This window comes from Methanomassiliicoccales archaeon (assembly GCA_036504055.1).
Classification (GTDB): Archaea; Thermoplasmatota; Thermoplasmata; order Methanomassiliicoccales; family UBA472; genus DASXVU01.
Genome location: DASXVU010000048.1, coordinates 202101 through 224480 on the forward strand (window position 1 = coordinate 202101; position 22380 = coordinate 224480).

The 22380-nt window shown below is 57.4% G+C and carries 10 protein-coding genes; 8 read left to right on the plus strand and 2 right to left on the minus strand.

Annotation, left to right across the window (positions count from 1 at the left end):
- Positions 1 to 113 precede the first annotated feature (113 nt).
- The 5 genes from VGK23_13155 (at position 114) to VGK23_13175 (ending at position 16780) form a co-directional block, all read left to right on the plus strand.
- Complete coding sequence (locus tag VGK23_13155; protein ID HEY3421493.1) at positions 114 to 7367, plus strand: Ig-like domain-containing protein; 7254 nt, start codon at positions 114 to 116, stop codon at positions 7365 to 7367.
- Positions 7368 to 7910: 543 nt separating this feature from the next.
- Complete coding sequence (locus VGK23_13160; GenBank protein ID HEY3421494.1) at positions 7911 to 8204, plus strand: hypothetical protein; 294 nt, start codon at positions 7911 to 7913, stop codon at positions 8202 to 8204.
- Between the two features lie 244 nt (positions 8205 to 8448).
- On the plus strand, positions 8449 to 13605 hold the full coding sequence (locus VGK23_13165; GenBank protein ID HEY3421495.1) for an Ig-like domain-containing protein: 5157 nt from the start codon (positions 8449 to 8451) through the stop codon (positions 13603 to 13605).
- A 128-nt stretch (positions 13606 to 13733) separates the two neighbouring features.
- Positions 13734 to 13904 carry a DUF1059 domain-containing protein gene (locus VGK23_13170; protein ID HEY3421496.1) on the plus strand — a complete coding sequence of 57 codons (171 nt, stop codon included), beginning with the start codon at positions 13734 to 13736 and terminating at the stop codon, positions 13902 to 13904.
- Between the two features lie 341 nt (positions 13905 to 14245).
- A complete protein-coding gene (locus VGK23_13175) occupies positions 14246 to 16780 on the plus strand; it encodes a PAS domain S-box protein (GenBank protein HEY3421497.1) in 2535 nt (844 codons plus the stop codon).
- A gap of 15 nt (positions 16781 to 16795) precedes the next feature.
- Here VGK23_13175 and VGK23_13180 read toward each other — a convergent pair whose 3' ends face one another.
- Entirely contained in the window at positions 16796 to 17446 is a 651-nt protein-coding gene (locus VGK23_13180; protein ID HEY3421498.1) for a helix-turn-helix domain-containing protein, read from the minus strand.
- 91 nt (positions 17447 to 17537) lie between these two features.
- Here VGK23_13180 and VGK23_13185 point away from each other — a divergent pair, with 91 nt between their 5' ends.
- Positions 17538 to 18218 carry an isoprenylcysteine carboxylmethyltransferase family protein gene (locus VGK23_13185; GenBank protein HEY3421499.1) on the plus strand — a complete coding sequence of 227 codons (681 nt, stop codon included), beginning with the start codon at positions 17538 to 17540 and terminating at the stop codon, positions 18216 to 18218.
- An 18-nt stretch (positions 18219 to 18236) separates the two neighbouring features.
- Here the strand turns inward: VGK23_13185 and VGK23_13190 are convergent, their stop codons facing one another.
- Entirely contained in the window at positions 18237 to 19361 is a 1125-nt protein-coding gene (locus VGK23_13190; protein ID HEY3421500.1) for a uroporphyrinogen decarboxylase family protein, read from the minus strand.
- Between the two features lie 89 nt (positions 19362 to 19450).
- Here VGK23_13190 and VGK23_13195 point away from each other — a divergent pair, with 89 nt between their 5' ends.
- Positions 19451 to 20176, plus strand: coding sequence for a hypothetical protein (locus VGK23_13195; GenBank protein HEY3421501.1), 726 nt, complete (start codon positions 19451 to 19453; stop codon positions 20174 to 20176).
- A gap of 89 nt (positions 20177 to 20265) precedes the next feature.
- The coding region (locus VGK23_13200) for a DEAD/DEAH box helicase family protein (GenBank protein ID HEY3421502.1) at positions 20266 to 22380 on the plus strand (2115 nt) is incomplete at its 3' end.

Here is a 22380-nt window from a genome sequence, read left to right on the forward strand (position 1 = left end):
GAGTCGTTCGACCAGTTGAACCTCTCGATGGCGGCGAAGTCCCTCATTCTCCCTTCGTAATACCATTAGAACCAGTTAGATAAATAAAAATAACATAATGAAAAGGTGAACGGATGTCTTCTATGAGCAGAATGGGAGTATTGAAACTCAGCGCAATTCTCGTGGTGTTTGTGTTAGGATTGTCGACCCTGGCGGTGGGGGTAGATCTGTCGAACAGCGACACCGCCGCGACCGCCCACAAGCTGGTCACTGCCAAGCCGGTCACGACCAGCTTTAACTCGGCCGTCCCTGACACGACGGCCCAGTCATCCGGAGTGGACAGCGGTCTAAGTTCAGGGGGTCCGACGTATTCCGATAGCAGTACTCCCCGTGGCGGTGTCGTCGGCTGTGGAAGCAGTTGTCTGATCAGCTATGTATCCACCTCCCTAAGCTCCAAGAACATCGTTCTGGGTCAATCGGTCACCGAAAAGGCGACCGTATTCGGCAAAGCCACTTCCAAGGTCCCGACCGGTACCGTCGATTTCCAGGTCAAGGGACCCAGCGGTAGCTGGTTGACTTTCGCTCACGGTATCAAACTGGTGAACGGCAAGGCCACATCCCCCTCATACATGCCGATCGTCGCCGGCGACTTCTACTTCCGGGCCATATACAGCGGCGATAGCAAGTACTACGGTTCCCAGAGCGGGAGCTGCGACGCATCTCTGCATGTCAATAAAGCCCCCACCACGGAGACGACCTCCTTGGGAGTGGAGAACATAAAGCTCGGTCAGTCGGTGAAGGACAATGTCACCGTGATGGGCCCCAGGGGCGTCCCCACCTATCCCACCGGCACCGTCAAGTTCCAAGTGAGCTTCAACAACGGACCATGGACGACCTACTCCTGGAACGTTCCACTGGTCAAAGGGAAGGCAGTATCCTCGTTCTATACGCCGGTCAATCCGGGCAACTATTACTTCCGGGCCGTCTACAGCGGCGACAAGAACTTCCAGGGTTCCACGAGCGGGGACCACTGCGAACCCCTGCACGTGGGGATCGCCTCCACCCGCACCGTCACCGACCTCGGGACCAGCACCATAACCCTAGGACAATCGGTCAGTGACAAGGCAACGGTCACCGGCCCCAGCTGGATACACATCTTCCCGACCGGCACCGTGAAGTTCCTGGTAAGCTACAACGGCGGTCCCTACACGGTGTACTGCACCAACAAATTGAGCGGCGGTACCGCCACCTCGTGCCCGTACACCCCCATGGCCGCGGGCAACTACCAGTTCCAGGCGGTCTACAGCGGCGACCGCATCTTCAGCTGTTCGTCCAGCGCGCCGGGCTCTGAACCGTTGTGCGTCAAACCGGCGGCTTCCGCGACCGCAACCAGCCTGGGTGTGAGCAGCATGACCCTGGGCCGTTCCGTTTCCGATAACGCCACCGTGACAGGGCTGGGTGGATCGTTCCCCATACCGACCGGAAAGGCGGACTTCCAGTACCGGCTCAACGGCGGGTCATGGACAACGTTCGATCCCGGCGTGGTCCTGAGCGGCGGCCAGGCCAGATCGGTGCTGTTCAAGCCGACCGTGGCCGGGAACTACGAGTTCCGGGCCGTCTACAGCGGCGACAAGAACTACCAGGGCTCCGCAAGCCCGGACGGGTCAGAGCCACTGACCATCCCGCAGGCAGAGTCGACCACCACCACCGATCTGGGGGTCCGTTCCATAGTCCTGGGGCAGACGGTCAGCGACCAGGTGACCGTCACCGGCCAACAGGGTTATTCGGCCCCGACCGGCAATGTCCAGTTCCAGGTCCAGTTCGGATCCGGGTCTTGGAACGTCTATGATACCCAATCCCTGACCCCGTCAGGCCTGAACGGCATCGCCACCTCGAACGCGTACACACCCACGATGGCCGGCTCGTATCATTTCCGGGCGGTATACCTGGGGAGCGTGAACTATAAGGGCTCGCAGAGCGGCGACGGCGATGAACCGCTGACCGTCGAAAGGGCGGCATCCTCCACCAGCACCCTCCTGGACTCCGACAACATCCTGCTGGGCGACCTGGTGTACGACACCGCGACCGTGACCGGATTGGGCGGATCGTTCCCGGCGGTCACCGGGACGGTCACCTTCGAGGTCAGCTTCAACGGCGGAGCCTATGCGGCATTCGACAGCGATGTGCCGCTGAGCGGCGGCATGGCGACTTCCGGGGCCTATCATCCCGCGGTCGTGGGCAACTACGACTTCCGGGCGATCTACAGCGGTGACGGCAACTACACCGGCTCACAGAGCCAGGATGGCAGCGAACCGCTGTCGGTAGGATTGGCCCCGACATTCACCGAGACGGTCCTGGGGACAACGTCCATCACCCTGGGGCAATCGGTCACTGACAATGCCACCGTGATCGCGCTGAACGGAGTGCTACCGGTCCCGACCGGAAGCGTCAACTTCGAGTTCAGCTTCAACGGCGGCGCCTATGAGATATTCGACCAGGACGTCCCGCTGGTCAACGGAGAGGCAAAGTCGGCCTTCTTCAGGCCGCTGGCCGCCGGTGACTACCAGTTCCGTGCCGTCTATGGCGGCGACAAGGACTTCGCCACCTCGACCAGCCCTGACGGGCTCGAGCCGTTGACCGTGGCCAAGGGACATGTGGCCGTGACCACCGAACTGTCCGATAAGAGCATCGTCCTGGGCTATTCGGTCACCGATAAGGCGACGGTTAGCAGCGGGTTCCTGCCCGTGCCGACCGGGACAGTGAATTTCCAGGTGCTGATCGGCAATGGACTTTGGACCACCTATGACACCAAGACCCTGACCCCGTCGGGCGTCGACGGTGTCGCCACATCCTCCCCCTATACCCCGCTGACGGTGGACGCCTACCACTTCCGCGCGGTGTACGCCGGTGACCTGAACTACACCAGCGGCCAAAGCGACGACCTCGCCGAGCCGCTGACGGTGAACCAGGCGGCCACCACCACGGACACGGTCCTTTCGTCGGATACGATACTGCTGGGCGACAGCGTGGTCGACACCGCGACCGTCAACGGGCTGGGGACCGTCTTCCCCTTCCCGACCGGCATCGTGGACTTCCAGGTCAGCTTCAACAACGGACCGTGGACCACCTACGATCCGGCTGAAACCCTGATCGACGGATCGGTCGTTTCCATACCGTTCTTCCCCTCGGCTGCGGGAACCTACCACTTCCGGGCGGCCTATGGCGGCGACGCCAACTACCAGGCCTCGACCAGCGGGGACGGCCTCGAGCCGCTCACCGTCGGCCAGGCCCCATCGTTCGCGCTCACCGTCCTGGGAACGACCACGGTCGTCCTGGGAGGTTCGGTGACCGATAACGTCACCGTGATCTCGGACGGCCTCCTGCCCACCCCGACCGGCATCGTGGACTTCCAGGTCAGCTACAATGGCGGACCGTTCACGACCTACGATGGGAACGTGCCGCTGGTCAACGGGGTCGCCCAATCGGGGCAGTACTTCCCGCATGTGACCGGCAACTATGCCTTCCAGGCGGTCTACAGCGGCGACGCCAACTTCGCCGGTTCGACCAGCATCAACGACGAACCTTTGACCGTGACCAGGGCGGCGTCGGTGACGACCACCGATCTGGGTACAGCCGACATACTGCTGGGCCAGTCGGTCTTCGACGGCGTGACGGTGAACGGGCTTACCGGATATCCAATACCCAACGGAACGGTGGACTTCCAGGTCAAGATCAACGGCGGGGGATGGACGACGTTCGACCCTGCCGTGACGTTGACCGATGGACAGGCGATATCGGCCGAGTACACCCCGACCACGGTCGGCAGCTATCTGTTCCGGGCGGTCTACAGCGGTGACGGTAACTACACCGGCTCGCAGAGCGCGGACGGCGCCGAGCCGTTGACGGTCGGATTGGCCCCCTCGGGGATCCTGACGTATCTAGGCACCGCGGAGATCACCCTGGGACAGTCGGTCACTGACAACGTGACGGTCTTCAACCTGAACGGAGCGTTGCCGACCCCGACGGGAACCGTCGATTTCCAGGTGAGCTTCAACGGCGGACAGTTCATGACCTACGATGCGAACGTGGCATTGAGCGGCGGTGTAGCGCTGTCGAAGGCGTACCTGCCGATAGCGGCCGGCCACTACGAGTTCCAGGCGGTCTACAGCGGTGACGGTTCCTTCGCCGGTACGACGAGCATCAGCGGTAGCGAGCCGCTGACCGTCAACCCGTCGGCCAGCGTTACCGCCACCCAGCTGTCCGACCGGACGATATCCTTCGGCGACCTGGTTTACGATACCGCGACCGTGACCGGACTGGGTGCGCCGTTCTCCGTACCGAACGGAACGATCGCCTTCGAGGTGAGCTTCAACAGCGGAGCTTGGACGGCCTACGATACCGAGACACTGTCGGCCGGAAGCGTCACCTCGTCCGGCTATACCCCTGGGGCGGTGGGCGACTACCGCTTCCGGGCGCTCTATGGCGGGGACAGCAACTACACCGCCTCGCAGAGCGGTGACGGCGCCGAGCCGCTGACGGTGGGTCCGGCCCAGACCTTCGCCGACACCTTCCTCGGGGTGACCGACATCATCCTGGGGCAGTCGGTGAGAGACAACGTGACCATCGTCGCCTTGGCCGGAACATCGCCGGACCCGAGCGGGAACGTCGTGTTCCAGGTGAGCTTCGAAGGCGGTCCATTCGCGCCCTATAGCACGGTGGCGTTGGTCGGCGGGACTGCCACATCGGCATTGTACCAGCCACTGGCGGCCGGGGCCTACGAGTTCCGGGCCGTCTATGCCGGTGACCCGAACTATGTCGGGACCTCCAGCATATTGGGCACCGAGCCTTTGAACGTGGCCAAGTCGACCACCCTGACCACCACCGACCTGGGGGTCGGCTCTGGCCTGCTGGGCGACTCGGTCTTCGACACTGCGACGGTGACCGGGCTGGGCGCACCGTTCTCCGTCCCGAACGGAACGATCGACTTCCAGGTCCAGATCAACGGCGGGTCATGGAACTCCTTCGATTCGGGAGAGGTCCTGATCGGCGGGTCGGTCACCTCGGCCGAGTATTTCCCGGCGAACGTCGGCACCTACCACTTCCGGGCGGTCTACAGCGGTGACAACAACTACACCGGCTCCCAGAGCGGGGATAACGATGAGCCGCTGTCGGTGGGATTGGCGCCTACCTTCACCGAGACCGTGCTGGTGACGACCTCCATAGTCTTGGGACAATCGGTCTTCGACAATGCCACAGTGATCGCACTGAACGGGGCACTGGGGATCCCCAGCGGGACCGTGACATTCCAAGTGAGCTACAACGGCGGCCCGTACGTGGAGTATGACAAGAACGTGCCGCTGAGCGGCGGTGTCGCACAATCGGCAAAGTACACTCCGCTGGCCAACGGCAGCTACGATTTCCAGGCCGTGTACAGCGGAGACTCCGTCTTCGCGGTGTCGAACAGCCCGGAAGGCAGCGAACCCCTGATGGTCGGCACCGCGGCCACGACCACGGTGACCCAGCTTACCGACGCCACCATACTGTTCGGCGACCACGTGTTCGACACGGCCACCGTTACCGGACTCGGCATTCCCTTCCCGACACTGACCGGGACGGTGACCTTCGAGGTCAGCATTAACGGGGGAGGTTGGTCCGCCTTCGATAAGCAGGACGTCTCGACCGGGACGGTCACCTCGATCGAATACATGCCGGCGGCGGTGGGCACCTACCACTTCCGGGCGATCTACAGCGGTGACAACAACTACACCGGCTCCCAGAGCGGGGATAATGACGAGCTGCTGACGGTGACGGCGGCACCCTCGTTCGTACTCACCGTTCTGGGCGTGACCGACATAACCCTCGGTCAATCGGTCTTCGACAACGCGACGGTGATCAACCTGGAGGGAACCCTGCCCATACCGACCGGGTCCGTGTCCTTCCAGGTCAACTATTCCGGCCAGGGATATGTCGAATACAGCAACGTGAACCTGGTCAATGGGGAGGCCAAGTCGGCCAAGTACACGCCGCTGGCGGCCGGGGACTATCAGTTCCAGGCGGTCTATGCCGGGGACGGAAACTTCCTCGGTTCGTCCAGCATCGACGGCCTTGAGCCGCTGACCGTCGCCAAGGCGGCAAGCGTCACGACCACCGCGTTGGACTCGGTCAGCATCCGGCTGGGCGACGTGGTCTACGACACGGTGACAGTGGCGGGACTGGGCTCGACGTTCCCGGTGCCGACAGGATCGGTCAACTTCGAGGTCCGATTGAACGGCGGTTCGTGGACATCCTACGATACCGGTGAGCTTTCCTCCGGATCGGCCACCTCGATAGCGTACGAGCCGTCAGCGATCGGTCTGTATGAATTCCGCGCGCTGTACGCAGGTGACGGCAACTACACCAGCTCGATGAGCAAGGATACCGACGAGCCGCTGCCGGTGGAGAAGGCTATCGCCACGGCCATGACCGATCTGGGAACGACATCCATAAGGCTAGGCCAATCGGTGACCGACAACGTGACCGTGTTCGCGAACGTCGGAACGCTGCCGATGCCGACCGGCACGGTCGATTTCCAGGTGAGCATCGACGGCGGAGCGTTCGCCACATATGACAGCGTGGCATTGGTCAACGGCATCGCCCAGTCGGCCATATACACTCCCAGGGAGGCCGGGAGCTACCAGTTCCAGGCGGTCTACGGGGGCGACGGGAACTTCGAGATATCGACGAGCATCAACGATGAGCCGCTGACCGTGGAACAGGCAGGGACCGTGACAACCACCATACTTTCGGACAAATCAATCCTGCTGGGAAGCACGATCTACGATACCGCCACCGTCACCGGGCTCGGCCTGCCCTTCCCGGTGCCGACCGGAACCGTCAACTTCGAGTTCCGTGTCAACGGCGGTTCCTGGTCGGTGTTCGATTCCGGAACCCTGATCGACGGCCAGGTCACCACCTCGGAATTCCCTCCTCAGGCGGTCGGTGAATACGAATTCCGCGCGCTCTACACGGGAGACAAGAACTACACCGGATCCCAGAGCGGAGACACGGACGAACCGTTGACGGTCGACTACGCCCCTTCCTGGACAACCACCTATCTCGGGGCGGACCAGATCACCGGTGACCAAATGGTGACCGACAATGCGACCGTGACCGCACTGAACGGCCTGCTGCCCGTACCGACCGGGAACGTCACCTTCGAGGTGAGCGTGAACGGAGGAGCGTTCGTGGCCTTTGACAAGGAAGTGCCTCTGATCAACGGCATGGCCACGTCCACATGGTACGATCCGCCGGAGGATGGGAACTACCTGTTCCGGGCGACCTACAACGGCGATATGAGATTCTCTGTCTCGGTCAGCCCCGATGACGGTGAACCCCTGACCGTAGGTTAGGCCGCCAAAAACGCGTCCAGTATGGCATTAAGGGGATGATCATCCCCACTTTTCCTTACTTTCTTCTTACGGTCGCTCTGTTTCTCATCGCATGTCAAATTTCAAGGATATTGGACCTTGGTCCATGATGGATATATACTGGACAGTTCCTATCATAGGCTAGGGGACGAGATGCCAAAACCTGCGGAGCGCTCGGTCCTGTCATTGCCGATCTCACTTTTTCCACAGGAAACGGTTGATTATCAAATCTGATAACAATCAAAATTGCGTATAACTCGGGAATTTGTTACAATTTCGCTATGTAAGCAACTAACTTCTAAATATCAATGTTGATAACATGTAGGCTCGGCAGGAATCGGGGGAACCGACCACGGAGTTGGTAGGGGTATCCATGCCGAGAACCGGCCCGTATGCCTACGGACCGGTTTAGAACAGTGAAACCTCTATTGAGCAGTGAACGCTCGATCCCCTCGTACCGGAGCCGATCAAAACTCCTTAAAGAACAAAAAGATAAAACAACGAAAATGGGGGAATAGCGTCTCAATGAATCAATCTGGAGGATTGAAGATCGCCACTATCATTGTAATGGCCATTCTAGGGTTTTCGACCTTGGCGGTGGGCTTACAGCTATCATCTGGCGGCACCGCCGCCGTCACGCATAATCAGACTGCCACAAAGTCAGGCGCACAGGAGCAGAATCAAACCGATTCCGTTTGCACCACATTGACCTCTGGTATCACCGATCTCACGGTAGAGAACTCGGCCTTGTCTGACGGTGCCTCACTACAAAGGTCCTTTTCCGGCGATTACGACCTGCGTGGAAGCTTCAGCAACTGAAGAAGTCATAAACTCTTTTCTATTTTTGTTCGGCCCTTATCCTTATGTCAATGGATCAAAGGTAACGACCGCATTATCAACATTGACAATAGTGATCGCCTTCCATGGTCTAAGCCTGAAGGTCTTGCCCGGGTAACGCTGCTTGTTTCTCCTCCCCCGTCGGTCTTATCAGGAATGATATTAAGGCTTCCGTGACAAGTTTTTAACCACATCCGTACGTATGGTGATCAGAGGGGGAAATCCATTGCATTCGAGGTCAAGGATCGGTATCATCATCTTGATGGTCGCACTGGGAATGATGCTGGGGGTAATGATCATGGCGGCCACCGGCCCGGTCGCGGCCCTGACCACAGGGGATGAGAATTTTGAATACCAGATCATCGAAAGCGGGACAGCTGTCGAGATAACCAAGTACAACGGGACAAGCTCCATTGTCACGATCCCCGCATCGATCGGTTCCCTTCCGGTGACCTCGATCGGAACATGGGCCTTCGCCAGCAACAACACGGTCGTCCTGACCTCTGTCCAGATACCAGACACCGTTACGTCCATCGGCGAAGGTGCGTTCTCCGGGACGGGTTCGTTGACCCGGATGGAGTTCAAAGGAAGCGCTCCCAGCCTCGGCGTTGATTGGATCTTGGACCATGCCGCCGACCTGAAGGTCTATTACATCTATGGAGCCACTGGCTTCACCTCCCCCATATGGGAAGGCATCGCTTCGGTCGCCATCTGCCACCTGGTCATGGACAAGAATTTCGGAACGACCAACGCTGCAGGAACGTATGACGAGGGATCGCAGGTCCCCCTTTCCGCCGCCCCTCCCACCGCCAATGCGGGCGAGCAATACGTCTGGAATGGATGGACCGGGACCGGTCCCGGATTCTATACTGGTCTAGACCCGACCCCCACGATCACCATCGGCGGGGACATCACCGAAGTAGCCTCTTGGACCAAGCAATACCGGGTCACCGTCTCGTCCGATCCGGTGACCGGGGGTACGACCATCCCGACCGCAGGCGCCCAGTGGGTCAATGCCGGTTCCCTCTCGGTCCAGGCGAACCCGTCGACCAGCTATGGCTTCTCATCCTGGTCCGGCACCGGTCCCATCACCTTCAATGCCCAATCTTCCTCAACGGTGGCGACCGTTTCCGGTCCGGGAACCATCGCCGCGGTCTTCGTTCAAAATTCCGTCGAGGTGACGATAACGTCCAGCCCGGCGGGACCAGGATATGTCGTGGTGGACGATATCCCCGTCTTGACGCCCCACACCTACGATTGGGTGTCTGGGTCAAGCCATACGCTCAAAGCGTCAGCGAGCGTAGCGGTAGGGTCGAACGAACAGTATGCGTTCAATTCATGGAGCGATGCCGGCGATCGGGATCGAACTCTCGTCGTCAACGCCGCGGCGACACTCACCGCCAATTTCGACCATCAGTACAAGGTCACGATGGCGACCAACGGCGGTTCCACCGTTCCGGCGGTCGGCGCTCACTGGTATAACGTCGGATCGCAGGTGAACCTGGATGCCACCGCCCCGACCGCCGGCACGGGGGTTCAGTACGTCTGGAGCGGCTGGACCGGAACGGGTACCGGCAACTACACCGGGACCGGCAGGTCTGTCACCAACGCCGTGGCCGTCAACGGGCCGATCACCGAGACAGCGCATTGGAATGAAAGGTACCAGCTGACCATGGCCACGAACTTCGGCACGACCGATCCTTCGACCGGGTCATGGTACGATGCCGGAGCTACGGTAACGATCACCGCCACGGCTCCCAGCACGATCACGGGTGAGCGGTATCTGTTCACATCATGGACCGGATCCGGCTCAGGTAGTCATTCCGGATCCGGCGAACCTATCACCAATGTCGTCACCATGAACGGCCCCATCACCGAGACCGCTTCCTGGACGCATCAGTACCAGCTGACCATGGCCACGAACTTCGGCACCACCGATCCGGTCACCGGATCCTGGTATAGCGCGGGCGTCAAGGTCACCCTCACCGCGACGCATCCCACAGCCTCAAATGGTGAGCAGTATGTGTTCACCTCATGGACCGGATCGGGGACAGGCGGTCATAATGGGAACGTCAACCCTGCCACCAACGCCGTCACGATGAACGGCCCCATCACCGAGACCGCCAGCTGGAACCACCAGTACCAGGTGTCCTTCGCTGTCTCCCCATCGGTCGGTGGCACGACCTCACCGTCCGGACTTGTGTGGGAGAACGCCGGCGCGCTTCCGATCGTGGCGACGCCATATTCGGGCTATGGGTTCTATTCGTGGGGCAGTGACACAGCCTCGATAACGTTCGATGCACAGACAGCTTCGACCACAGCGGTCCTAAGCGGGCCGGGAACGATCACCGCCACGTTCACGGTGAGGGTGACTATCGCCTCCGGTCCGTCCGGCACGGGCTATGTTCTGGTGGACGGCGTGGCGACGGCGACCCCATACACGTTCGATTGGTTGCCGGGGTCCATTCATTCCCTTGAGGCTCTCGGTAATGTGACCGTCGGAGCGGGAGAGAGATACTCATTCACTGCCTGGAGCGATGTAGGCGCACCGGTCCATTCCTATGCTGTGACAACGGCAGGTACGGTCACCGCCGCCTTCGCCCACCAGTATCTGGTCACGATGGCGACGAACGGCGGTACCACCACCCCGGCGACCGGCACCCACTGGTATAACGTCGGGTCACAGGTAACGCTGGACGCACCCCCGCCGACGGCAGGGACCGGAGCACGATACGTCTGGAACGGATGGACCGGCTCGGGTACCGGCAACTACACCGGGACCGGTAGGTCTGTCACCAACGCCGTGACCGTCAATGGCCCGATCACCGAGACCGCCGGCTGGACCAAGCAATACCAGGTCTCCTTCGCCGTTACGCCGGCAGGAGGGGGCACCACCACCCCCAACGGCACCGGCTTGTGGTATGATGCCGGGCCGCTCTCGATCCAGGCCACATCGGCCGTGGACTACGCGTTCTCCACCTGGACCAGCGGGTCCGCATCGGTGACGTTCAACTCGCAGGCCTCTTCGACCGTCGCGGTCATAGACGGTCCGGGCACCATCACCGCGAACTTCGTGGTGGCCCTGGGCATCACCATCACCTCCAGCCCGACCGGCTCTGGATACGTCCTGGTCGATGGTGGTCCGATCACCACCCCGGCCAACTTCAAATGGACCGCCGGGACCCATACGATAGAGGCGGTGTCGATCGTTCCGGGCGTGACCGGAGAACGGTACGTCTTCAACTCCTGGAGCGACGGAGGGGTCCAGACCCATGTCTACACGGTCACCGCCCTGACCGATACGGTCATCGCGAACTTCGATCATCAATTCCTGCTAACCATGCAGACCGGCCTCGGCAGCACCACGCCGGCCGCCGACGGGGCCGGTACCTGGGAGAGCGCCGGTTCCAGGATCACGATAAACGCGTCAGCCCCCTCCGTGGCCTCGGCCTACGAACGGTATCAATGGGTCGGCTGGACCGGGTCCGGTCCAGGCAATTACAGCGGCACAGCGGACACACCGGCGGCCGATATCACCATGAACGGGCCGATCACCGAGATCGCCAGCTGGAGCCATCAATACCAGGTAGCGATATCCACGAGCCATGGCACCACCGCTCCGGCAGCGGGGATCCAATGGTTCGCTGAAGGGTCATCGATCATGCTAGCCGCCACTTCACCGACGTCCATGGCCGGAGAGCGGTACGTCTTCAACGGCTGGACCGGGACCGGGACGGGAAGCTACACCGGCACGGCCAATCCGGTCACCGACGCCATACTGGTCCGCGGACCCATCACCGAGAACGCTTCCTGGACCTGGCAGCACGTGCCCGACGCCCCGGGCGGCCTCACGGCCAATTCGGGTGACGGTTATGTCAACCTGAACTGGACCGCCCCGGCGGACGGGGGCTTGGCGGTCGACCATTACGTGGTCTACCGGGACGGGATGAAGGTGGGCACGGTCACCGCCCTGACGGCCACGATCTCCGGTCTTACCAATGGCCAGTCCTACTCGTTCACCGTCGCCGCGCACAATCTGATCGGGAACGGGCCGAACTCGACCGCGGCCGTGATCAAGCCGTTGAAGTTCCCTAGCGGCCTGACCCTGGAGATCACCTCGCCGTTGCCAGGCTCCTACCACCGGACCGGCATCGTGCTTCTGGAATGGACAGTGTCCGACCTGAGCTCCAGCGTGATCAGGACCGAGGTGTCCCGGGACGGGACGAACTGGAACATCGTGACGGGCACCAGCTACCTGATCCGCGGGCTTGCGGACGGGAACTACATCCTCTCCGTAAGGGCGACCGACGCCGCCAACAACGTGCTCACCGAAAGGGTCAGCACGGTGGTCGACACCACCGCGCCCGCCGTGACCATCACCGTCCCGATGCAGGGGGCGATCCTCGGGTCCCGGACGGTGACGGTCACTTGGAGCGTCCTGGAGCAGGTCTCCGGCCTGGCCAGGATCGAGATGAGCGGTGATGGGACGAATTGGGTGGACCAGACCGGGAACAGCGGTTACCTGACGGTCCCGGAAGGCTCGGGCATCGTCTGGGTCCGGGCGACGGACAACGCCGGCAACGACATGGTGGCCACCGTACCGTTCACCGTCGACACGATCGCGCCGGTCGCGCTGACCTGGTCCCCGACCGGCAGCGCCGAATCCACCCTGACATCGGTGACGGTCGCTTTCAACGAGGTCATGAACCGTTCGTCCACCGCCGTCACCGTCGGCGGCATCCCAGGAACGGCGGCATGGGGCGGGGACAACGTCACCTTCACGCCATCGGAAGCGCTCCTGGGCTCCAAGACGTACTACGTTTCGGTCACCGGTACCGACCTGGCCGGGAACGCCGTCAGGGAGAACTGGACGTTCCAGACCGCGGCGGTGGGGAAGATCTCCGGCATCCTGTACGGCCATGACGGGAAGGTCCTGCCCAACACGGTGGTGACGCTGATCGGCCTGTCCACCGGCGCCCGGACGGAGATGGGGCACATCGGTCTGGCCGTGTCCGCCACCGCCGGCAAGGTGGGTGAAACGACGTCCGACGCGAAGGGGGCCTTCACATTCTACGACGTGGCCATCGGTAGCTATTCCATAGAGTTCACGGAGGTCGGGTTCGTGACGAAGAGCATGGACGTGGCGATGACCACGGACTCTGTGGTCAACGGGGGACTGACCGTGGAGCCGGGCAAGCTGGTCGTAGATCCGGGTAACGGCGCCATATTGATAGGGGTCGTCCTTGGGGTGTGCGCCATCCTGACCTTCGTCGTCATCCTGGTCCGCCGGAGGGGTGTTAGGTCCAACGACCATAGCACCGGGCAGGGCCCGGTCGACGACGGAAAACAGGTGGATGAAGGAAAAGGCCCAGAAAAGGAATGATCGTAAAGGCTGGAGGACGGGCCGCGTGCCTGAACGAATCCTACCCCGGATTCTTTCCCCCAGTTCCGCCGGACCGACACGATAGGTTTATATTAACACCGTTACAGACACTGTTCCAAGGTAAGGAAATGCCATCGTTCAAGTGCGCAGACATCGGGATGCAATGTCCCTTTGAGGTCAAGACCAAGACCCAGGAAGAGCTCATGAAGGCCATCGCCGCACATGCGGCGACGGAGCACAAGATGACGGACGTCCCGCCGGACATGATGGCCAAGATCAAGGCCGCCATCAAGCCGTGAGCAATTCCATCGATATTTTGCGGCCGGTCCAAACCATTTTTTTTCTCTTTCTATCGGCCCGTATCCCTATTCATTTTGCGATATTCTGGTCAAAGTTTCGCCTGGCATCAGCTGCCTCACATCGCGCGGACTCAAATGCTACCAGAAATGTTCGGGAACGATGCCGGGAAGTCTAAGGAGCGTAGGAGAAATAAGTCTGATCACGCCGTCCCTGCCTGATCGACTGATATCATCGCTCAGAGGTCATCCTGATCGGAGCATCATAACGAGCCACTCGAATTCCGGTCCGGTCCTGGTTCCATGGCAATCTATTAGTTCCCTATCGCTGATGTTGCTGGGCAATGCCGAGAGTCGTCTATGTCGATGATGAACCGAGACTTCTTGAGATAACCAAGACGTTCCTCGAACAGGACGACGAGATACACGTGGACATCGAGGAGCTTCCCCATCGTGCCCTCGCCGCCATCGCAAGCGGCACCTATGACGTGATCGTGTCCGACTACCAGATGCCCACGATGGACGGCATCGAACTTCTGAAGACATTAAGAGCGAAAGGTGACCGCACGCCGTTCATCCTGTTCACCGGCAGGGGGCGCGAGGAGGTCGCCATCGAGGCGATCAACAACGGGGCCGATTTCTACCTGCAGAAGGGCGGCGACCCCCAGGTCCAGTTCCGAGAGCTGAAGAACGCCATCATCCAGCTGGCCCAGAGGAGAAGGGCGGAGGGGCTGGTGGCCCAGGGCGAAAGGAAGTACCGGGACCTGGTGGAGGGCGCCAACAGCATAATCCTCAAGCTGGACCCGGCAGGCAACATAGTCTTCATGAACACGTTCGGGATGCAGTTCTTCGATGCCGGGCATGAGACCATCGGCAAACCGGTCATCGGCACGCTGGTCCTGCCCCAGGACTATCCGGACCTGGGCCTGGCCGAGCAGTTCCAAAAGTTCCTTACCTCCGGCAAGCACAGTGACAGTTACACCTTCCCGGCCAGGTCCGGCGGCAAGGAGGCATGGGTCTCCTGGACCCTCCGGGAGGTCCGGGACACGTATGACCGGGTGACCGAGCTGTTGGCGATCGGGAACGACGTCACCGCCCTGAAACGGACCGAGATGAAGCTCCAGCACTCCACGGCGGTCCTCAGAGCTACCCTGGACTCCAGCGACGAAGGGATCCTGGTGATCACCGATGACGGGGTCATATCGGAGCACAACCTCCGGTTCCTGGATATGTGGCGGATACCATCATCCATCATGGAGACTGGGTCCGCACAAAGGGTGATCGACTACGCCAAGAACCAGCTGAAGGACCCGGACCGGTTCGCACGATATGTCGAGGACTGCCGGAACAATCCGGACCAGGACGGTGTCATCATCCTGGAGTTCCAGGACGGGCGGGTCGCCGAGGTCTATTCCACGCCGGAGAGGATCGGCAACGAGATAGTCGGGTGGTTCTTCAGCTTCAAGGACATCACCCGGCAGAAGGAGTTCGAGTCGCGCCTGATGCTGCAGCGGGAGAACATGAGGAGCCTGTTCGTCAGCAACCCGGCGAACATGCTGCTGATAGAGCCGGACACCGACCTTATCGTACACGCGAACAAGGCGGCCTGCAGGTTCTACGGTTACGACGAGGGTACGATGTCCAGGATGAAGCTGTCGGACATCAGCATCCTGCCGCTGGAGGAGTACTGGAACCGGATCCGGTCGGCGAAGAACAACGAGAAGAACTATTTCTTCGCCCCGCACCGCCTGGAGAACGGGGAGGTCCGGGACGTGGAGATATTCCTGGCCCCGATATCCTACAAGGGGCGCGTCCTGCTGTTCGGCATCGTGCAGGACATCTCCAACACCAAGAGCACCAGGAGATTGATCAAGGAGACCAAGCTCAAGCAGAACCGCATCCTGGACTGCCTTTCCGAGGGGATAATCGCCGTGGATGCGGAGAACCGGATCGTATTCGCCAACGAACGTTCGTCGGAGGTCCTGGGCCTGCCTCTGGACAAGCTGGTGGGGGTCGACCCGGACGTGTTCCTGTGCGACGAGTCGAAGATATCCCCGTTCGCCAACCCGGCCAAGCGCAGGAGGGGCGACAGGGCGCATCTCGATTACCGGTTGAAGAGGAGCGACGGCTCCAAGTTCTGGGCGGCAGTCTCGGTCAATCCGTTGTTCACCGATGAGGTGTACGAAGGCTCGATATTCACGCTGAGGGATATCACCGAGCGGAAGGAGGCGGAGATGGAGGTGCGGAAGGTCCGGCATAAGCTCGAGCTTCTGGGAGACATAACCCGCCACGACATCCAGAACCAGGTCACCACGATCATGGGGAACGTTGAGCTGGGCAGACGGCCTGGTGCCGACCCAACGGAGCGGCTGGATCGCATAGAGCAGGCGGCTGTGATCATCGGTTCGCACATCGAGTTCGCCAAGGACTACCAGGAGCTGGGCACGACCGCCCCGACCTGGCAGGGCGTGGCTGATACGGTCGAGGGGCTGGGCATCGCCAAGAACGTGGCGAGCCTGGAGATATCCGGCCGGGCGCGGGGTCTGCAGGTCAGCGCCGACCCGATGCTGAAGAAGGTGTTCCACAACCTGCTGGAGGACAGCGTCAAGTACGCGGGCAAGCCGCCGCGGGTGACCATCGACTGCCACGCCGCCGGGGACTGCCTCATGATCGCCTATCAGGACAACGGTCCGGGCGTTCCGCCGGCGGAGAAGGAAAGCATATTCGAGAAGGGCCACGGGCATGGGACCGGCCTGGGGCTGTTCCTTTCCAGGGAGGTCCTGGCCATCACCGGGATCACGATAAAGGAGACCGGCAGACCGGGAGAGGGGGCGAGGTTCGAGATGCTCATCCCCCCGGGGCAGTTCCGGTTCCTGTAGAATGATTCATATTTTTCAATGACCTTCGAGGACCTGGTCCAACAGTCTGTTCTCCGCCTTGCGGAGGTGTTCGACGACGGTGGAACGGGACAGCCCGACCGCCTTGGCCAGGTCCCCTGCGCTAATGCTCCGGGGATAGTTGTAGTAACCTAGGCGTTTTGCCTCCAGGAGCAGTTCCTTCTGCCTCGCGGTCAGAGAGGAGAGCATCTCCGGACCTTGGAACGTTGCCTCCTGTATCGAGACCCTGACCGTTTCACCGAATTCCCTGAGCAATGCGACCATCTTCCGGATCGATTCATCGTCGCCGATGAAACTGTACACGATCATTTCACGGCTGACCTTCATCGGCGTGGTCCACACGAGATCGAGATCGAATCTCTTGGCCATCAGCTCGAACTCGGGAGGGGCCTTGGCCTTCACCAGGACGACCGCCTCGTTCTCCGTCTCTTCGATGACGTTGACGACCTCCATGACGCCGAGCGAACCGTTGGAGCGGACCGAACCTCCCGGAAGGAAGCGGATACGGACGACACCGAGCTTCTCCCCATGCTGAAGGTCGAGGCGGAGCAGATCGACCATCTCGATCTCTTCGATGCCGTCCATGAACGATCCCTGAAGCTTACGGACCATTTCGTTCGGATTGAGTTCGAGGATGACCTTGCGCATGCACTTTGAACCGTTTTCGTTGATATTTATATTACCGTACATGAACGGCGACATTGACTAAGCCTGCCGATTCCGTTACCCGTTGATAGCAATGAAGGTCACTAAGGTCATCGGGTCATCTCTTTTCATACTGATGTTCCCTGTTCTGATCATCCTGCTCTCTGGGGATCTGACCTGGCCGGAAGGGTGGATATTCAGCATATGGTTCATCCTGCTCTGCTATTCGACGATCTATTACCTGTATCGAAAGGACCCGGAGCTGTTGGAGGAACGATACAAGAAGCCTGGCACCGGCAACGAGAAGGGCTGGGATCGGTATGTCGTCGCCGGCCTGGCGATCGGTTTCATATCATGGATAGTAGTGATGCCGCTGGACGCGCGGAGGTACGGATGGTCCCCGGAGTTCCCGCTGTGGGTAAAGGTGATCGGGGCGGCGATGTTGATCGGGTCCTACTATCTTTTCTTCAGGTCATATGCCGACAACACCTTCCTGTCGCCATTGGTCAGGATACAGGAGGAGAGGAAGCAGTCGGTGGTCTCGACCGGGGTCTATGGGTTTGTCAGGCACCCGATGTACCTTGGCGCGATAATGATGCTGACCGGTACGCCCCTACTGCTCGGTTCCGAGTTCGGGTTGTTCATCGGCATAGTGGTCACCATACTCCTGATGGGTAGGATAATCGGTGAGGAGAAGATGCTCGGCAAGGAACTGGAAGGTTATTCTGAATACACCAAGAAGGTCCGGTACCGACTGTTCCCGGGCATTTGGTGAAAGGACAGGTTCTCCGACTCACCAGGTACCGTATGTACCGAAATCCTTCGACGCCTGGACCAGTGCATGGATGTTCTCCGGCGGGGAGTAAGGCGGCACCTCACACGCCGTACCGAGTATGTAACCGCACGGGCTGTCCCGGCCCTTGCAGATCTGGTTCTTCGCCTGCTCATAGACGGCCTTCGGATTGGACATCGCCATGATCTTGGTGTCGACCGAGCCCATTACGGTGCCCATGTTACCGAACTCCTTTACCAACAGATCGGAGGGGAACACGTCCCGGCCCATATAGCCGACGTGCATGATGGTGAACGGCGACCAGATGATCCGGTCCTTGAACAGTTTGTAGTCCGTTTCGTGGTTTCCGCACAGATGGTAGAACACCTGCGGACCGGCGCCCTTGTTCATGGCGCTCTTCACGAAGTCGTGCAGATACCTGATCGAGTAATCGTTCACCGCCTGGTCGGAGAATATGTCGTTGTTGCCCAGGACGGAACCGGTGGCGATCATGGCCATGCCGTACTTGTTGGCCATGACCTCGGCGCCGTTGACAGCGGTCTCGGTGTACTTCTTGACCAGGGTGTGAGCTGACTTCTCCTCGACCATCGTCCACATGATGAAGTCCTCGACGCCGCAGAGTTGTGCAGCCGCTCCGGTCAGGTCTGAGGTGTAGGTCATCGGCAGGAACATCTTGGGCATGTGCTCCAGGACGTAATCGTTGACCCGGAACAGCTCCTGGGCGGTCTTGCCCTTCTCCATCTCTTCCGTGTCCGGGACCTCGATCTTATCGATCGCTTCCAGGTCGTGGACGATCGGACGCTCGATCACCGGCGGAAGTTCGTTCATGTACCGCATGGTGACGCCGAGCTCGGTTAGCCAGGGCAGCGAGAAGTACCAGTGGGTGACCGGGAGGAGATCGTAGAACTGACTAGCGGCCGCCACGCAGTGCGCGCCCAGTTCCGGCTGCTCGTAGAAATCGCGGATGGTCTTGCCGCAGACCACGGCGGCGTGGGAGAGCATCATCGGGTCGACAGAGATGCGGTCGTGCTTGGTGCCCATGAAGGGGCTGGCGAACCTCTTGCTGGCGTTCTCGTGCCATTTGGGGTCGATGGGGGTGTTGAGGTCTACCAGCGGGGAGGACATATGGATAGAACGGGGAGAGCCGTATTTAGGGTTAATCAATTGTAATGCAAGATCCTTTAGCATTACTAGATTGGATTATTCTTCAAAAGATGGAAGAATGGGTAAGTACAAAGATTCTAATGAAAACTGAAGCTGTATACGAGTATATTCAATTTGATAATTACTTGCAGCTTGTTTATCGTCCCCGATTCAATGATGTCAATTTGGCGATAGATGTGGGGCAATGCAAGAAATGCGGGCAGGAAGCAAGGTATGACTTCTGCCTTAAATGCTATAACAATCAGAAAAATGGGAATTCAATCCATGAAGAAGTAATCGAACCTTCTGGCTTGTCGGATCAGGAATTAAACTATCGTCAAAACATGATCAAGGCTAGAATCGCAGAGACGCTTGTTGAGGAACTTTTCTTATCCATGGAATGGGGCGTTTTTAGATATGGCATGGAAAATACAATACCAGGTGTTATGAAGCTACTTAGAGGTGTTAGAAGCGATGTTGCCGAAAATATTAAGAGAATGCCAGACTTCGTGGTCCAAGATAAACAAAGAAATGTATACTTTGTCGAAGTGAAATTCAGAGCAAGTGAACAGTTTAGTTTTAAAGATCTTCCTAGAGATTATCCTTATGATAACGCCTTCATCATTGTCGTTTCAAAAAAGCATATCAAATGTATTACTGTACCTGAATTAAGAGAAGGTAAAGAAATTTCGTCAACATCGAGAAACTACCTAAAAAGTAGAAAGGAATTTGATTTGGATAAAGAAACGATAATCCAGTTTTGTGATTTCGCTGTAAAATTTTTTGATGGGGTTTAATTCGCTCACTGAGCGATTGGCTAATTTGATTTTAAAAATATGTCTATTTACATATATTATTTATAACAAGTAACCATTGCTCGATATTGATGACTTATTTCAATGGAATATATGAGCAAGTCATTAACCAGGCCCTGGACAGATCGCTTAACTCTCTTGATGAAAAAGACACTCTAATTCTTAAGGAGAAAATCGACGCGGCTGAAAGTAAGACAATACTGTCTCGCTATATGACAGAAGTTCTTGAAAAGGGATTAAAAATATTAATGGAAGATTATAAAGATGATTCAGGGTTACAAAACCAAATATCAGCCTGTAACCAAATCATTGAGCTTCTTTCAAGAATAACAGATGAAAACGAGCTTTTGGATTCATTGATCAATATCGACGCTCAAAGGTTAATGGTTATTTGGGAAAAAAAACGACTAGAAACTTTGGAAGGTAAGAAAACTCCAGTTCGTCCCGATACGTCAATTTCGATAAGTACTCTATTTACTGGAGGCAGGCTCGAACCCCAAATGGTGAATGAATTAAAAAAGGAAATATCAACGTCTGATCGAATAGACCTTCTTGTTTCCTTTATAAAATGGAGTGGATTGCGCCTAATAATTAAGGAATTAGGGGAATTCTGCATTGAAAAACCACTAAGAATAGTCACCACGACCTATATGGGTGCCACTGAATTAAAGGCGATGATGGAATTAGCCAGATTGCCCAATACAACGATCAAAATATCTTATGATACAAGATCATCACGACTTCATGCAAAAGCCTACATATTCTCCAGGAATTCCGGGTTTAGTACAGCATATATCGGTTCATCCAATTTGTCAAGCGCTGCCTTAAGCGGTGGACTCGAATGGAATGTGAAGGTAACAGAGAAGGATCTCCCCCATATTCTGAAGAGTGTAAATGCCACATTTGATACCTACTGGAACGATCAAGATTTTAAAATATTTTCCAAGGATGATGAAAATACTTTAAGAATCGCAATCAACCAGGAGTCATCTAGAGAAATCGCTGACACTAGTTATATGTTCGATATCGAACCATTTCCCTTCCAAACCGAGATACTAGAGGAATTGGACGCTGAAAGAACCTTACATAACCGATTTAGAAATCTAATCGTAGCGGCTACTGGAACTGGGAAGACAGTTATCTCGGCCTTTGATTATAGGAGATTCTGCAGGGCTAATCCAGGAAAACCAAATACTTTACTATTCGTGGCGCATAGGAGAGAAATATTACTCCAGAGTTTGAAATGTTTCAGAGGAGTATTGAGAGATAACAATTTTGGAGATATTTACGATGGCTATAATAAACCATCCAACCTGGATCATTTATTCGTTTCAATTCAAACTTTCAACACTCAAGAATTCATTGCTAAGATGAGTCCTGATAACTATGACTTTATCATTGTGGATGAAACCCATCACGGCGCTGCATCAAGTTATCAAGATCTATTAACATATTATCAACCCAAGATCCTCCTTGGATTAACAGCTACGCCTGAAAGGATGGATGGATCTGATATTAGAGAATATTATAATAATGTCATAGCCAGTGAAATTAGGTTACCAGAAGCTATCAATAGAGGTCTATTGGTTCCATTTCAATACTTTGGGATCACAGATAATGTAGATCTTTCAAGCATCACTTTTGAACGTGGTAAATATGATATAAATGAACTAAGCCAAGCATATGTAAACAACAGGTCTAGGGCAATTTCCATTGTTGATTCAGCAAAGAAATATGTTGCTGATATAGACAAAGTCGTTGGACTTGGATTCTGCGTAACCAAAGAACATGCACGATTCATGGCATCAATATTCAACGAGGCTGGAATTGGTTCATTAGCTCTAACCGATGAATCAGAAAGAGATGAGAGGCAAAATGCTAGAAAAAGGCTGACCTCTGGGGAGATTAAATTCATCTTTTCTGTGGATTTATATAATGAGGGAGTGGACATACCAGAGGTTAACACTGTTCTTTTCCTCAGACCTACAGAGAGCCTTACTGTATTCTTGCAGCAATTAGGCCGTGGCCTAAGAGTATTTCCAGGAAAAGAGGAATTAACAGTCCTCGATTTCATAGGTCAAGCAAACAAGCAATATAGCTTTGAGAGAAAATTCCAGGTCCTCATCGAAGGTGGTTATAAATCGATCGAGTATCAAGTAAGAGATGGGTTTTCGTCTCTTCCAAAT

Bases quoted from the DNA above. Each gene is read 5' to 3' on its own strand.
- VGK23_13160 (HEY3421494.1), top strand. From the start codon at position 7,911: ATGAATCAATCTGGAGGATTGAAGATCGCCACTATCATTGTAATGGCC.
- VGK23_13170 (HEY3421496.1), top strand. From the start codon at position 13,734: ATGCCATCGTTCAAGTGCGCAGACATCGGGATGCAATGTCCCTTTGAG.
- VGK23_13155 (HEY3421493.1), top strand. From the start codon at position 114: ATGTCTTCTATGAGCAGAATGGGAGTATTGAAACTCAGCGCAATTCTC.
- VGK23_13175 (HEY3421497.1), top strand. From the start codon at position 14,246: ATGCCGAGAGTCGTCTATGTCGATGATGAACCGAGACTTCTTGAGATA.
- VGK23_13180 (HEY3421498.1), bottom strand. From the start codon at position 17,446: ATGCGCAAGGTCATCCTCGAACTCAATCCGAACGAAATGGTCCGTAAG.
- VGK23_13190 (HEY3421500.1), bottom strand. From the start codon at position 19,361: ATGTCCTCCCCGCTGGTAGACCTCAACACCCCCATCGACCCCAAATGG.
- VGK23_13185 (HEY3421499.1), top strand. From the start codon at position 17,538: ATGAAGGTCACTAAGGTCATCGGGTCATCTCTTTTCATACTGATGTTC.
- VGK23_13195 (HEY3421501.1), top strand. From the start codon at position 19,451: ATGGAAGAATGGGTAAGTACAAAGATTCTAATGAAAACTGAAGCTGTA.